Raw genomic sequence first — 14,456 nt, forward strand, 5'->3', positions numbered from 1 at the left:
GATCTTCTGGCACGGCGAGAAGATCGTGGACGTCGACCCGCGCACGGTCGCCCACCACGGCCCCGCCGCGGACCCGAACCGGTCCCCGGCGGGGCCCGCGCGTGCACGGCAGCACGGCCCGGCGCCGTGCCCCCTGCGCGGCGCGGACCCGTTCGCCGTTGTGTCCCCTGCGCGGGACGGCTCCGTGTCGCGCGCCGTCCCGTACGCAGAGACGGCCGTACGCGGCCGGGCGGTGCGACCGCTCCCGTGCGGCGCCGATGCGTAGCGCCCGTACGCAGGGGCCGCGGACCGTGCTGGTGCACGGTGCTTATGTGGGGGTAAGGCGGCACACCTCCTGGAGTGGCCGGGGTGCGGTGGCCGGTGCCCGACCGACTCGGGGAATCGATCTCAGCCCGGCCGAATGTGCACTCCCAAACGGCAGCCATACGACGTGGAGCCTTCGTGACCCCGCCGCGGGGTGGCCGAAACGTCATCCTCCTGGTTCATAATTACCCGGCATGTGCACCGCCCCCTTTAACAAACTGTTGCCCGCCGCATTCGGAGTCGATACGGTGTGCGAGCGGCGATCGAGAGAGCGGGTGCTGTCGAACCTTTAAGGGGGATTTTCGATTGCAGGCGCAAGTTCCAGAGTCGCCCCCCGGGTATAGGAAGATCGAAACTCTGGCAGTCCCATGGTGAGTGGGGTCTTCATTGCGACGGTATTCGCGATGGTGGCCGCACCGGGACCGTCATTCGTCGTTCTGGTGAATGAAACGCTGCGTTACGGTCGGCTGGCCGGGCTCGTCACCATTCTCGGTAGCAGTACCGGCCTCCTGATGTGGGCGGCGACCTCAGCCCTCGGGCTCGCCGCACTGACGCAGACCTCGGAACTGGTGTTCACCGCCTTCAAGCTGGCGGGCGCCGCCTACCTCTGTTACCTCGCCGTCATGACGGTCCGCAACCGGCGCAGCTTCGGCAGCCAGGAGACGGACGCAGCCGCCCGGCACGGCACGGCCACGGTGTGGCGCTCCTACCGGCCGGGGCTGGTCACCAGCGCCGCCAACCCCAAGATGGCCACCGTCTACCTGGCCCTCATCCCCCAGTTCCTGCCGGCCGACGGCGGCTCGCCCGCCGACGTGATCACCCTGACGGCCGTGCAGATCATGATCAGCGCAGCGTGGTACGCCGTGGTCGTGGCCGTGGTCGGCTTCGCCAGACGGCTGCTCGCCAAGCCGGCCGTGCGGATGGGGATCGCCTGGACCAGCGCCGCGATCCTGCTGGTCCTCGGCCTGCGCACCGCGGTGATGGCGAGCCCCGCCGCGTAACGGAGCGCCCTTCGAATCCCCAGGAATTCCCCGGAAAGAGGGATTGCCTTGACGTCTCCCGAAAAGGTCGAGAACCAGCTCTACGAAATCATTACGGAAGTGCTCGGCTCGGCCGCCCCGAAAAGCATAGAGCTGGCCGACGAGCTGCCGGAGATCGGTGTCGACTCGCTCACCATCCTGGAGATCGTCGTACGCATCGAGCAGGAATGCGGCATCGAGATCGGGGACAGCGAGGTCTTCGCGGTCCCGCTGCGCCAGGTCGGCGATCTCGTGCAACTGGTCCAGACGCACGTCGGAAATTCCTAGAAGCGAGGAACGGGAAACGCCATGGTGAATGCAGAAGCCTCGCTGAGCGCCGAGGACATCGTCCCCACCCACTGGTACAACGTGCTGTCCGACCTCACCGGCGTGGCGGACGCGGCCAAGCTGCGCCAGGCCAGGCCGGAGACCCGGCAGGGCGGCGGCGCCGTCACCCCGCAGATCCCCCTGTCGATGTACCGGCAGAGCATGGGGCGGCAGCGCTTCATCGAGATCCCGCAGCCGGTGCGCGAGGAGTACCTGCGCTGGCGGCCCACCCCGCTGCACCGGGCCCGCCGCCTGGAGCGACTGCTCGACACCCCGGCCCGGATCTACTACAAGTACGAGGGCACCAACACCACCGGCAGCCACAAGCTCAACACCGCGCTGGCCCAGGCGTACTACTACAAGCAAGCCGGCATCACCAGCCTCACCACCGGCACCGGCGCCGGCCAGTGGGGCTCGGCGCTCGCCGTCGCCTGTCGCATCTTCGGGCTCGAATGCACCGTCTACATGGTGCGGGTCAGCTACGACCAGAAGCCCTACCGCCGGATCATGATGGAGATGAACGGGGCCAAGGTCATCTCAAGCCCCAACGAGAACTCCGAGGCCGGCCGGGCCGCACTGGCCCGCGACCCGAACACCGACGGCAGCCTCTCCATCGCCAACGCGGAAGCCTTCGAGCACGCCCGTCAGGTGGAGCGCTGCAACCTGTCGGTGGGCAGCGGCGAGAACCACGTCCTGCTGCACCAGACCGTCATCGGCCAGGAGGCCATCCGCCAGTTCGCGGCCATCGGCGACTACCCCGACGTGGTGATCGGCGCGGTCGGCGCCGGTAGCAACTTCTCCGGCATCACCCTGCCGTTCTTCCACAAGAAGGTGCACGACGGCCTGGACACCCGGTTCCTCGCCGTCGAGCCTGAGGCGTGCCCGAAGCTCACCAAGGGCCGCTACGCCTGGGACTACAACGACTACACCGGCATCACGCCGATGACCAAGATGTACACCCTGGGGCACACCTTCGTCTCCCCGGGCATCCACGCCGGCGGCCTGCGCTACCACGGCGCCGCCCCGCTGGTCAGCGCGATGTACGAGCAGAAGCTGATCGAGGCCGTGGCCTACCCGCAGCGCGCCGTGTTCGAGGCCGGCCTCAGCTTCGCCGACGAGGAGGGCATCATCCCGGCCCCCGAGTCCGCGCACGCCATCCGCGCCGCCATCGAGGAGGCCCTGGTGGCCAAGCGGGAGGGCAGGGAGAAGGTCATCCTGTTCAACCTCAGCGGGCACGGCCTGCTCGACCTCTCCGCGTACCAGCAGTTCCTCAGCGGAACCATGACCGACATGGCAGCCCCTGACGAGCTGATCGCCGCCTCGCTCGACCGACTTCCTGACGTGGACGACTTAGCCGCGACACCCCGCTGACCCGGGGCGCTACCGATGGAGGGACAGGCCGTGCAACACCTGACCGACGAGGTGCTCGACCTTGCGATCGTGGGCACCGGTCCGCGCGGGATCTCCGTCTTCGAGCGGATCGCCGCCCAACTCGCGGCCGAGCCGGAGCCGCGGCACGTCAGAATCTGGCTGATCGACGCGGTGGAACTGGGCGCCGGCCGCATCTGGCGGGTCGACCAGGAGAGCTGCTTCCTGATGAACACCGTGGTCGGCGAGATCAGCATGTTCTCCGGGGTCCCTGACGGCCGGCCCTGCCGACCGGGCGCCGGCCTGTCCTTCCACCAGTGGCTGGGCACCCAGCCGGACCCGGAACTCGCCGCCCTGGGCCGCGACGACTACGCACCGCGGTACGCGTACGGGCGGTACCTGCACCACGTCTACGACGCGGTGCGGCGCGACATGGCCACCCGCGGCGAGGTCACCGAGATCGCCGGCCGGGTGACCGCGGTCCGCGAACGCGCCGAACGCTACGAACTCACCGTCGACACCCACCCGCAGGGCGCCGCCGCGGGACAACTCGCCCTCACCGTCGACGCGGTGGTCATCACCACCGGCCACGCCGAGGCCGAGCTGACCGAGCACCAGCGCGCTCTGGCCGACCACGCACGCAACTCCCCGGGGCTGCGCTACCTGAGCGGCGACTCAGCCGCCGACCTGGACCTGCACACCATCGCCCCGCGCACCGAGGTCGGCGTCGTGGGCCTCGGCCTCTCCTTCTACGACATCGTGATGTCCTTCACCGTCGGCCGCGGCGGACGGTTCAAGGACAGCCCCGACGGCACGGTCTTCTACGTGCCGAGCGGCAACGAGCCCTGGGTGGTCGCCGGCTCGCGCAGCGGCCTGCCGATCCGCTCGCGCGGACGCAACCAGAAGGGCGTCACCGAACGCGCCGCGCCGAGGTTCCTCACCTCGGCGGCCGTCGGCCGGCTGCGCGAACAGCGCGTCCAGCGCGACGGTACCCCGGCGCTGGACTTCGACCGCGACGTACTGCCGCTGCTGCTGGCCGAGGTCACCTACGCGTACTACACCACCCAGGCCAGGCAGCAGGGTGGCGCGGAGCGGGCCGCACGGCTCGGCGAACAGCTCACCGCGCTCGGCCCCGAGCCGGCGCGGTGGCGGGCGGTTGCCGAGCGCAGCGGGCTGCACGACCCGGCGCCGGTGGACCTGGAACGGCTGGCCAGGCCGCTGCACCAGCGGCGCTTCGGCTCCGGCTCCGACCTCCTCGCCGCCCTGCGGAGCCTGCTCGTCGACGACATCGCCGAGGCCGGCCGGGGCAATGTGGACGGCCCGCTCAAGGCCGCCCTGGACGCCATCCGCGACTCCCGCGAGGTCCTGCGGCACGCCGTCGACTTCGGTGGCCTGACCGCGCGCTCGCACCGGGCGGACTTCCTCGGCCGGTTCGCCTCGCGCACCTCGCCGCTGTTCACCGGCCCGCCGCGCAGCCGCACCGCACAGTTCCTCGCCCTCATCGACGCCCGGGTGCTGGACGTCGTGGGGCCCGAGGTGGCGCACGGGCACGATGCCGAACGCGGCCGGTTCTACCTGGAGTCCCCGGCCGTCGACGGCTCGCGCAAACACTGCGACGTGCTCATCGACTCGCGCATCCCCACCCCGGGGCTGGTGCGCAACACCGACCCGCTGCTGCGGCAGTTGGTCGCCGAGCGGATGGCGGTCGGCTTCACGCACGGTACCGCCGACGAGTCGTACGCGACCGGGGCGCTGCACGTCACCGCGGCCGAACGCCGGGTGGTCGCGGCCGACGGCCGGCCGCACCGGGCGCTGTACGCGCTGGGCATCCCGACCGAGGGCGCGTGCTGGTTCACCCAGATCGGCAACGGCCGGCCGGGCGTGTCCACCTCGTTCACCCGGGACGCCGACGTGATCGCGCTCAGCGTGCTGCGCCGCGCCAAGTCCCACGCCGTCCAGTGATCGGAGACCAGGTGTCTGAGCACGACGCAGAAAACGCAGCAGAACACGCAGCAGAACACGCAGTGGACCACGAAGCCGAGCACGCAGCGGAGGACGAAGGGCGCGGGGCGTACGGGGCAGTCGAGGCGTACGAGGAGTTCCGGGCGGCGCGCGACGTGCTGTTGCACGCCGCCGACCACGACACCGCCCGCAAGACCTTCCGCTGGCCAAGGCCCCGCCACTTCAACTGGGCGATCGACTGGTTCGACCGGATCGCCGAGGGCAACGACCGCACGGCCCTGCGCATCGTCGGCCAGGGCGAGGCGACGTTCCAGGAGCTCTCCCAGCGCTCCGCCCGAGTCGCCGACTGGCTACTCGACCAGGGCGTACGCCGCGGGGACGGCGTGCTGCTGCTGATGGACAACCGGATCGAACTGTGGGAGCTGATGCTCGCCCTGATCAAGATCCGGGCCGTCATCGCACCCGCCTTCACCACCATCGCCCCGGACGAACTGCGCTCCAGGATCGAACGGACCGGGGCCCGGCACGTGATCGCCGACCACCGCATCGCGCCGCGGCTCGCGGTGGAAGGGCTGCACACCAAGATCGTCGTGGGCGGGGAGCAGCCGGCGCGGGCCGGCTGGACCGACTACGCGTCCGCTGCCACCCACCGCGGCACCTTCACACCCGAGGGCCCCACCCCCGCCGACGAACCCCTCTTCTCCTACTTCACCTCGGGCTCCACCGCACGGCCCAAGCTCGTCGTACACACCCACGTCAGCTACGCCATCGGGCATCTGGCCAGCATGTACTGGAACGGCCTGCGCCCCGGGGACGTGCACCTGAACGTCTCGGCGCCGGCCTGGGCGAAGTACCCGTGGAGCTCGCTGTTCGGACCCTGGAACGCGGAGGCCACAGTGGTCTCCATGGACAGCGCCGACGCCACCCCCGAGCGGCTGCTGACGGTGTTGCAGACCGGCGGCATCACCAGCTTCTGCGCACCGCCGAGCACCTGGCGGGCGCTGATCCGCACCGGCCTGCCGGGCGGTCTGCCCGGGCTGCGGCACGCGGTCAGCGTCGGGGAGCCGCTGCTGGGCGACGTGGTGCAGCAGGTCCAGGCGCTGGCCGGGGTGCGGGTGCGCAACGGGTTCGGGCAGTCGGAGGTGACCGCGCTGGTCGGGGTCACCTCCGACTCGTCCGTCGACCCGGTGTCCATGGGGCACCCGCTGCCCGGGTACGACCTGGTCGTGCTGCGGCCGGGCACCGACGAGGCGGCCGAGGAGGGCGAACTCTGCCTGGACCTGGCGAACGACCCGGTCGGCATGATGCGCGGCTACCACGACCCGGAGGACAACGCCACGAGCCGCACCCCCGGGGGCCGTTACCGCACCGGCGACCTGGTGCGCCGGGCCGCGGACGGGTCGCTGCGCTACCTCGGCCGGCGCAAGGACGTCTTCGACGGCCCGGACGGCACCCCGATCGCCCCGCTGGAGGCGGAACACGTCCTGGTCCTGCACCCCGCCGTCGCCGAACTCTCCGTCGTCCCGGTGACCGAGACCGACGGGCTGGTGCCCAAGGCGTACGTCGTACTGGCCGCCGGTTGGAACGCCAGCCGGGCCACCGCCGAGGCGCTCTTCAGCCACCTGGCGGACCACCTCCCCGAGGCGGGGCGCGTACGGTTCCTGGAGTTCGTCGACGACCTGCCGCGCACCGAGTCGGGCAAGGTCCAGCGCGAGGCCGCACGACGCTTGCGCAGGTCACGCGGGGCCGAGTTCGCCGCCGAACGGCCCACGGCGCAGGCGTGATGGGGGCGCGGCAACGGAGGCCGGTACTCGCAGGGCTGCCGGCTCTGGCGGTGGTGCCGACGGCCCGCCCGTAGCCCGCGCTCCCGCCCGAAACCCGTGCCGCTGACCGTAATCCGTGCTTCCGTCCGTGCCGCGGGTTCCGCCCCCGCGGTACGGACGGTGCGGTACGGGGTGGGGCTGGCCCCCGACCAAGATCGGGGGCGGGCCGGGTGCTCTCCGGTCGCGCGGTCCGCGAGGCTGATGCGGTCCGCAAGTCCCGTGCGATCCACAGGAGACGTTCCGTGCTCGACCACGCGCCGACCACCGCCCGCCACCACCGGGCCGACCCCGGCCCCGACTCTGACCCCGGCCTCGATCCCGGTCACCGGGTCGCGCCGGAGCGGTCCGGCCCGCCGCGTCGGCGCACCCGGGCCGAGCGCCGGCCCGCGGTGCGCCGCAGCCTCACGGCGCTCGTGGGCGCCGCCCTCGCGGTGACCTGCGCACTGCCCGCCGCCGCGGCCCAGACCCCGACCGGCCGGGCGCACGGCGACGACCACCACACCACCCAGCAGGCGATGGACGAGGTCGTCGCCGCCGGTGTGCCCGGAATGGTGGCGCGGTCCAGCGGCGCCCGCGGGACGTGGGCCGGCCACTCCGGCGTGGCCGACCTGCGCACCGGTGCCCCGCGCCGGGCCGACGAGCGCTACCGCGTCGGCTCCATCACCAAGACCTTCATCGCCACGGTGGTGCTCCAACTGGCGGGCGAGGGCCGGCTGAGCCTGGACGACACCGTGGACCACTGGCTGCCCGGAGTGGTCAGCGGCAACGGTCACGACGGCACCCGGATCACGTTGCGCCAGTTGCTCGGCCACACCAGCGGCATCTACAGCTACACGGACGACCCCGGCTTCATGCGGCAGGAGTTCGGCACGGACTTCCTCCAGCACCGGTACGACACCTGGACGCCCGAGCGCATCGTCGCCCTCGCCATGTCCCACCCGCCGCACTCCGACCCCGGTGCCGGCTGGCACTACTCCGACACCAACTACGTGCTCGCCGGCATGGTCATCGAACGGGCCACCGGCCACCCCTACGCCCGCGAGGTCGAGCGGCGCATCCTGCGCCCGCTGCACCTGGACGCCACCACCCTGCCGGGCACCTCGGCCGCCATGCCGCAGCCAAGCGCCCGGGCGTACTCCCAGCTCACCGGCGAACTCGGCGGGCACGGCGCGCCGGGCAGCCCGGTCTACGACGTGACCTCGCTCAACCCCTCGCTGGCCGACGCGGCCGGGCAGGTCATCAGCACCGCGGGCGACCTCAACCGGTTCTACCGGGCCCTGCTCTCCGGCCGGTTGCTGGAGCCCGAGCAGCTCACGGAGATGACGACCACGGTGCCCGTCAGCCCCGGATCGCCGTTCTCCTACGGGCTCGGCCTGATGAAGCAACAGACCTCGTGCGGCGCCGTGTGGGGCCACAGCGGCGGCATTCAGGGGTCCGTCTCGAACTCCCTCACCACCGCGCACGGCGAGCACGCGCTCTCGTTCAACGTCAACGGCGACTGGGTCGGCTCCTACGACCGCGTCATCGAGGCCGAGTTCTGCGGGAAGTGAGCCCGGTGAGGCCGCACCTCGGTGCCTAGCTGTGGTGGTGCCTCCCGCCAGGGTGATGCCTAGCCTTGGCGGCACTGGCCACGGTGGTGCCGCACCTTTCGGCACTGCCCCCGATGAGTGCCTGCCCCCGGCGCCGCCCGGCCGCGATGGGCGGGCCCGGCCCGGGCGGGCGAGAGTGCACCGCGCGTGCACCCGCGCCCGCCCGGGCCGTATCAGCGGCGGCTGCCGGCGGCGCCGAAGGCGAGGCCGACGGCGCCCAGCACGGCCGCGATCCACAGCGGGGCCGTGAGCCCCCAGCCAGCCGAGAGCGCCCCGCCCGCCAACAGCGGGCCCCCGGCGTTGCCGATGTTGAACGCGGAGATGTTCGCCGCCGACGCCAGATCGCCCGCGCCGTCCGCGCTCGCCAACACCCGGGTCTGGAGCGGTGGGATGACGGCGGCACCGACCAGGCCGAAGAGGAGGAAGCCGAGCACCGCCACGGGCTTGCTGTGCACGGCGGCGAGCAGCAGCAGCGACACCGCCACCAGCCCGACCAGCGCCCCGTACAGCGTCGGCAGCAGCGCCCGGTCGGCGAGCCGGCCGGCCAGCGGCGTCCCCACCACCATGCCGAGCCCGATCAGCACCAGCACCAGCGGCACGGTGCGCTCGGCGAACCCGGTCACGTCGGTCAGCAGCGGGGCGATGTAGGTCAGCACGGTCAGGAACGGGGCCCAGCCGAAAGCCGTGGCCGCCAGCGCCATCCACACCCGGCGGCGCCGGAACACCGTCAGCCTGCTCCGCAGGTCGCCGCGCGGGGTGACCGGAACCAGCGGTACGAGCAGTGCGAGCGCCACCAGCAGCACCACGCCGAGACCGGTGACCGCCCAGAACGTGGACCGCCACCCCCACGCCTGCCCCAGCGCCGTACCGCCCGGCACACCCACCACATTGGCCAGGCTCAGCCCCATGAAGACCATGGCGATGGCACTCGCCTTGCGTTCGGGCGCCACGACGTCGGCGGCGACCACCGCGGCGATGCCCACGTACGCCCCACCCGCCAGCGCCGACAGCACCCGGCCCACCAGCAGTACCCCGAAGCCGGGAGCCAGCGCGCTGAGCAGACTGCCCACGACGAACAGGCCGGCGAGCCACAGCAGCATCCGCTTGCGCGGCACCCGCGCGCCCAGCACGGTCAGCAGCGGGGCGCCCACCACCATGCCCGCCGCGTACCCCGAGACCAGCAGCCCGGCCGTGGTCAGCGACACGTCGAAGCCGGCGGCCACCTCCGGCAGCAGGCCGGCGATGACGACCTCCGTGGTGCCGACGGCGAACGCCCCGAGCGCCAGGGCCAGGAGCGCGGCGGCGGGACGCCCACGGCGGGCGGGCGGTGGCACCGCGGCACTGGACGTCGGCGGCGGCCCGGCGGTCGCGGCCCCGGTCTCGGCCGCGGTCGCAGTCCTGGTCGGGGCCTGGCCCGGGGCGGGGGAAGTCGATGCCGGGGGAGTGGGAGGGGAGGCGGGGCCGGGCCCATCGGTGCCGGCCGGCGCTGGTGCTGCGATGCAGACGGGATCGTGTGTCACGCCCTCCAGACTTGCCGCCGACCGGCGCCGCAACAGCCCGTATCTGCGCAACGATCGGTAAGCCAGGCTTACCGGCCGTGCGGCGCCGAGATCAGGCCGCAGCGACCACCCGCTCCGCGGTCTCGACGAAGGCCCGCACCCGGGCGGTGTCCCCGCCGGCCCGCCAGACCAGGCCGTACTCGAACGGTTCGGCGTCGTCGAAGGGCACGTACGCCACCCCGCGCGGTGCGTACGTGCGGGCCACGTCCGCGGCCACCGGCGTGATGCCCTGCCCCGCCCCGACCATGGCCAGCGTCTCCTGCAACGTCGCCGCCGACCTGCCGCGCCGCACCGGCTGACCGGTGGGGGTGAGCGCCGGGGCCAGATGCTCCTGCCAGTACGCGGGCACGTCCCCGAGGCAGGCGAAGACGCGGTCCCTGGCCAGGTCCTCCACGGACACCGTCGCCCGGCGGGCCAGCGGGTGGTTGGTCGCCACGGCCAGCATCCGGGGCAGCCGCAGCACGACCGGGCCGCACTCCAAATCGGGCTCCACCACCGGGAGTTGGGTGACGAGCAGCTCCACCCGGCCGGACCGCAGCGGCCCGAACATGTCCTTGATCTGCGTCTCGTGGATGTGCACATCGGTGCCCGGATGCCGGCCGGCGAGGGCGCGTACCACGTCCATCACGAACTCGCCGGCCGCCGTGCCCAGGTAGCCGACCGCAAGCACCCCGTCGACCCCGCGCGCCGCCGCCCGCGCCTGCTCCACGGCCGCGGTGATGCGCCGGTAGCCGGGGGCCACCTCGGCGTGCAGCCGCTGCCCCAGCGGCGTCAGCCGGACGCTGCGGCTGGTGCGCTCGAACAGCGGGGCGCCGATGCGCCGCTCCAACCCCGTGATGGTCTGACTGATCCGGGCCCGCGACACGTGGAGCCGCTCGGCCGTGCGGCCGAAGTGCAACTCCTCGGCCAGCACGATCAGGGCCTCGATCTCCAACCGCTCCAACATCCGTCCGCCCCCGCTACCCGCCGTGCCCCGCCGGCCCGATCGTCAGCCGCGCCGTGATCGTCTTCGGCCGCTGGTACTCGTGCAGCGCCAGCACGCTCAGGTCCGTGCCGTGCCCCGACGCGCCCCGGCCGCCGTGCGGGAGCTCCGCCGTCTGCACCAGATGGCAGTTGAGCCACGCCTCGCCCGCGTTCAGCCGGCCCGCCACCGCGAGCCCCACGCCCACGTCCCGGGTCCACACGCTGGCCGCCAACGCCTGCGGCACCCCGTCGGCCAGCGCCAGGGCCGCATCGACGTCGGGCGCCGCCTGCACGGTGAGCAGCGGCCCGAACACCTCCTCCACCACCGCCGGGTCATCGTCCGGCAGATCGGCCAGCACCCGGGCCGCGCGCCACAGGCCGCCCTCCTCGCCCGGCCCCGGCGCCACCTTCGCCGCGGCGCTGTGCCCGGCCGCCGACGCGGCGACGATCCGGTCGAAGCGCGCCACCTGGTCGGCGTTGTTGAGCGGCCCGAAGTCCCGCCCGGCCAGCCGCTGCGCCATCGCCTGCGACAGCCGCTCCACCACCCGCTCGTAGTCCTCCTGCAACGCGATCACCCGGGCCGGCGCCGCGCAGCTCTGCCCCGCGTTGTACGTACAGGCCGCGGCCAACTGCTCCCAGGTGTCCTCCGGGGCGTCGGGCAGTACCAGCGCGGGGGCGTTGCCGCCGAGTTCGAGGCTGACCCGGCGGGCGCCGGCGCGGGCCGCCACGTCGCGGCCGGCCACACCACTACCGGTGAACGCCACCATGTCCACGTCCGCGGCGACCAGCAGCCGGCCGGTCGTCCGGTCGCCCGGCAGCGCCACCAGCACGCCAGGACCGAGCGCCCGCTCGGCGTGCTCGGCCAGCAGCTCCAGCGAGTCGGGCGTGGACTGCGCCGGCTTGACCACCACCGTGTTCCCCGCCGCCAGGGCCGGCGCGCACCGCCAGGCCGCCATCAGCAGCGGGTAGTTCCACGGCACGATCACCCCCACCACACCCATCGGCTCCCACCGCACCCAACTCTCGTGCCCGGCGACCAACCGGCCTGCCGCCGGTGCCAGTTGGGCCCGTACGGCCGAGGCGTAGAACCGCAGCAGATCAACCACCTGCGCCACCTCGCCGGCGGCCTCACCCGTGGGCTTGCCCGTCCCCGCGCACTCCCGCTGCGCATAGGCGTCGGCCTGCTCGGCGACGAGCGCGGCCAGGTGCTCCAGGCGCTGCGACCGCTCCCGCGGGGTCAGCCCGCCCCAGCCCGGCCGGGCCGCCCGGGCGGCGGCGACGGCCTCCGCCACCTCGCCCTCGCGCCCCGCGTCCGCAGTGCCGCGCACCCGACCGGTGCGCGGATCGAGCAGCGGAACGGAGGCCGAACCGCGTGTCGAGGTGTCCATGCCTACGTCCTCCTGATGGTGGTGTCATCGCTGGTGGTGGCCCCGCCGTCGGGCCTGGTCGCACCGCCCCCGCCGGCCCGCAGCGCGGGCGGGGCGGTTGGCGCGCGCCTCACAGGTCGTACGAGCGCAGCCACAGTTCGAGGGTGAGGACCAGCCACAGCTTGCCGCCCTGGCGCGGCAGCAGGGTGCCCTCGCCGCGCAGCCAGGTGCGGATCGTCGCCGGCTGGAACAGCCCGCGCTGCTGCGCAGCCCGTCCCAGCAGCAGGTCATGGCCGAGGTCCCGCAGCGGGCCGCTGAGCCACTGCTGCACCGGCACCCGCATCCCGCTCTTGGGCCGGTCCACGACGGTCGCCGGCAACAGGTCCCGCACCGCCTCCTTGAGCACCCACTTCTCCACCGTGCCGCGCAGTTTGAACGCCGGCGGCGTGGCGAAGGCGTGGTCGATGACGCGCCGGTCGAACAACGGCGAACGCCCCTGCAACCCCTGGGACGCGGTCAGCCGCTCGACCTTGGTGAGGATGTGGTGGGCGCCCTTGGTGCGCAGGTTGCAGTGGAGCAACTGGTTGAGCAGGTAGCGCATCCGGTCCGGGGCCGTCAGGTACGGGGCGACGAACCGCTGGGGCGCCGGGGCGTCCGCCAGCGCGCGCAGCGCCTCCGGTGTCAGCAGCCGCGGCAGGTCGGTCCAGCACTTGCGGTACGAGCGCAGGTAGGCGGTGGCCCGGTCCTCGCCCGTCCCCGCCGGGTCCCGGTGCATCTCGTCGACCAGCATCGGCAGGTTCTTCGGCCCGCCGAAGACCGGGTCGCCGCCCTCCCCGTTGAGCACCACCCGCAGCCCGTCCCCGGCGACCGCCTCGGCCAGCAGCAGATTGGGCACGGTCAACGGATCGCCCACCGGGCTGTCCAACAGCGCCGCCGCGTCCGCAAGGCGCGCGGCGACCGCCTCCCCGGAGACGGTCAGTACCCGGTGCCGGGTGTGGCAGTGGGTGGCGACCAGGCCCGAGTAACCCAACTCGTGCGGGAGCTCGTCGCCGAAGCTGATCGAGTACGTGTGGACCGGGTGCGAGTGCGCCTTCGCGGCCAGCGCCGTCACCAGCGAACTGTCGATCCCGCCGGACAGCAGGACCGCCACCGCCTCCGCAGCGGGCAGCCGGCGGGCCGTCGCCTCCTCAAGCGCCGCGCGCAGCGTGAGCACGGCCTCAGCCGGGTCCTCGGACACCGGGTCCGCGAGCTGCTCCCGGGGCTCCCAGTACACCCGCTCGGTGCGCGTACCGTCGGCCGAGAGCCGCAGCACCCGTCCGGGCAGCACCTCGTGCACGCCGCGCAGCAGCGTCTCGTCACCGGGCAGGTAGGCGAAGGTGAGGAACGAGCGGACGGCCGCCAGGTGCAGCCCGGTGTCCAGGGCCGGCCAGCGGCGCAGCGCCCGCAGCGAACTCGACGCGGCCCAGCAGCCCGCCGCCCGGGCGTAGAAGAGCGTACGGGCCCCGACGTGGTCCCGGATCAGCAGCAGGTCGCGGCCGTCCACGACCGCCAGCACGAACATGCCGTCGGCCAGCGCGATGCCGGCTTCGCCGAGCACCGCCCAGCAGTGCAGCAGCAACTCCCCGTCCGTGCAGTGCGCGGGCACCGCCGCGCCCGCGTCGGCGAGCGCGGCCAGGAGTTCGGGCCGGTTGTGCACCGTGACCTCGCCGACGCCGGTCAGCCCGCGCGCGGCGAACGGGCCGCTCGCATGTCCCGGCTCACCGGCGACCAGGCCGAGGCCGGCGGCGGGGCGGAGACCGGCGGCGGGGCCGGGGCGCGCGGGCCCGGCGGTGTCCGCTGCCGCGCTCGGGTCCGGGCGCGCGCCCGCGCGGGGCTCCGCGCCGTTGCCCCAGACGGCCCCCATGGCGGTCAGGTGGGCCCGGGCCTCCCCGACATCCGCGGCCAGCGTGGCGCACAAGCGCGCCATGGACGGCTCCTCTCGTTTGAACTGAAGTCTCGCTCGAAGTGAAGGCAGTGCTGAAGTGCCGAAGCGGGGGCAGTGCCGACGTACTGACGGCGAAGGCCGGGACGGGACCGACGGCAGGGGGAAGGGGGCAGGGGGAAGACAGGGCCGGCCCCGGGGCCGGGAGCGGAGGCGGGCCCGGAGGCGGCGGGTGACGGTCGAGTCACCGGCCCC

General features: G+C 73.3%; 10 protein-coding genes and 1 pseudogene. 7 read left to right on the forward strand and 4 right to left on the reverse strand.

Annotation, left to right across the window (positions count from 1 at the left end; translation table 11 throughout):
* The 7 genes and pseudogenes from ACMA1D_RS13405 to ACMA1D_RS13435 form a co-directional block, all read left to right on the forward strand.
* Positions 1-265: pseudogene (locus ACMA1D_RS13405) on the forward strand (hypothetical protein); the annotation flags it as partial.
* A gap of 442 nt (positions 266-707) precedes the next feature.
* The gene (locus ACMA1D_RS13410; RefSeq protein WP_414724161.1) at positions 708-1,304 is read left to right on the forward strand and encodes a LysE family translocator; all 597 of its coding nucleotides are present in this window, start codon (positions 708-710) and stop codon (positions 1,302-1,304) included.
* 48 nt (positions 1,305-1,352) lie between these two features.
* The gene (locus ACMA1D_RS13415) at positions 1,353-1,610 is read left to right on the forward strand and encodes an acyl carrier protein (protein ID WP_414724162.1); all 258 of its coding nucleotides are present in this window, start codon (positions 1,353-1,355) and stop codon (positions 1,608-1,610) included.
* Between the two features lie 21 nt (positions 1,611-1,631).
* Positions 1,632-3,020 carry a TrpB-like pyridoxal phosphate-dependent enzyme gene (locus tag ACMA1D_RS13420; protein ID WP_414724163.1) on the forward strand — a complete coding sequence of 463 codons (1,389 nt, stop codon included), beginning with the start codon at positions 1,632-1,634 and terminating at the stop codon, positions 3,018-3,020.
* 30 nt (positions 3,021-3,050) lie between these two features.
* Positions 3,051-4,979 (forward strand): FAD/NAD(P)-binding protein, encoded by a 1,929-nt coding sequence (locus ACMA1D_RS13425; RefSeq protein ID WP_414724164.1) that lies wholly within the window; start codon positions 3,051-3,053, stop codon positions 4,977-4,979.
* Positions 4,980-5,041: 62 nt separating this feature from the next.
* Positions 5,042-6,763: an AMP-binding protein gene (locus tag ACMA1D_RS13430; RefSeq protein ID WP_414724165.1), complete on the forward strand. Its 1,722-nt coding sequence runs from the start codon at positions 5,042-5,044 to the stop codon at positions 6,761-6,763.
* A 428-nt stretch (positions 6,764-7,191) separates the two neighbouring features.
* Positions 7,192-8,352, forward strand: a complete 1,161-nt coding sequence (locus tag ACMA1D_RS13435; RefSeq protein ID WP_414724279.1) for a serine hydrolase domain-containing protein — start codon at positions 7,192-7,194, stop codon at positions 8,350-8,352.
* A gap of 212 nt (positions 8,353-8,564) precedes the next feature.
* Here ACMA1D_RS13435 and ACMA1D_RS13440 read toward each other — a convergent pair whose 3' ends face one another.
* From ACMA1D_RS13440 to ACMA1D_RS13455, 4 genes are all read right to left on the reverse strand, one after another.
* Positions 8,565-9,725, reverse strand: a complete 1,161-nt coding sequence (locus ACMA1D_RS13440; protein WP_414724166.1) for an MFS transporter — start codon at positions 9,723-9,725, stop codon at positions 8,565-8,567.
* 277 nt (positions 9,726-10,002) lie between these two features.
* Positions 10,003-10,896, reverse strand: a complete 894-nt coding sequence (locus ACMA1D_RS13445) for a LysR family transcriptional regulator (protein WP_414724167.1) — start codon at positions 10,894-10,896, stop codon at positions 10,003-10,005.
* 13 nt (positions 10,897-10,909) lie between these two features.
* The gene (locus tag ACMA1D_RS13450) at positions 10,910-12,301 is read right to left on the reverse strand and encodes an aldehyde dehydrogenase family protein (protein ID WP_414724168.1); all 1,392 of its coding nucleotides are present in this window, start codon (positions 12,299-12,301) and stop codon (positions 10,910-10,912) included.
* Positions 12,302-12,410: 109 nt separating this feature from the next.
* Positions 12,411-14,246, reverse strand: coding sequence for an asparagine synthetase B family protein (locus ACMA1D_RS13455; protein ID WP_414724169.1), 1,836 nt, complete (start codon positions 14,244-14,246; stop codon positions 12,411-12,413).
* Between the last annotated feature and the right edge of the window lie 210 nt (positions 14,247-14,456).

Origin of the sequence: Streptomyces sp. 796.1 (genome assembly GCF_047525675.1) — a bacterium.
In the GTDB taxonomy this organism is placed as follows: Bacteria; Actinomycetota; Actinomycetes; order Streptomycetales; family Streptomycetaceae; genus Streptomyces.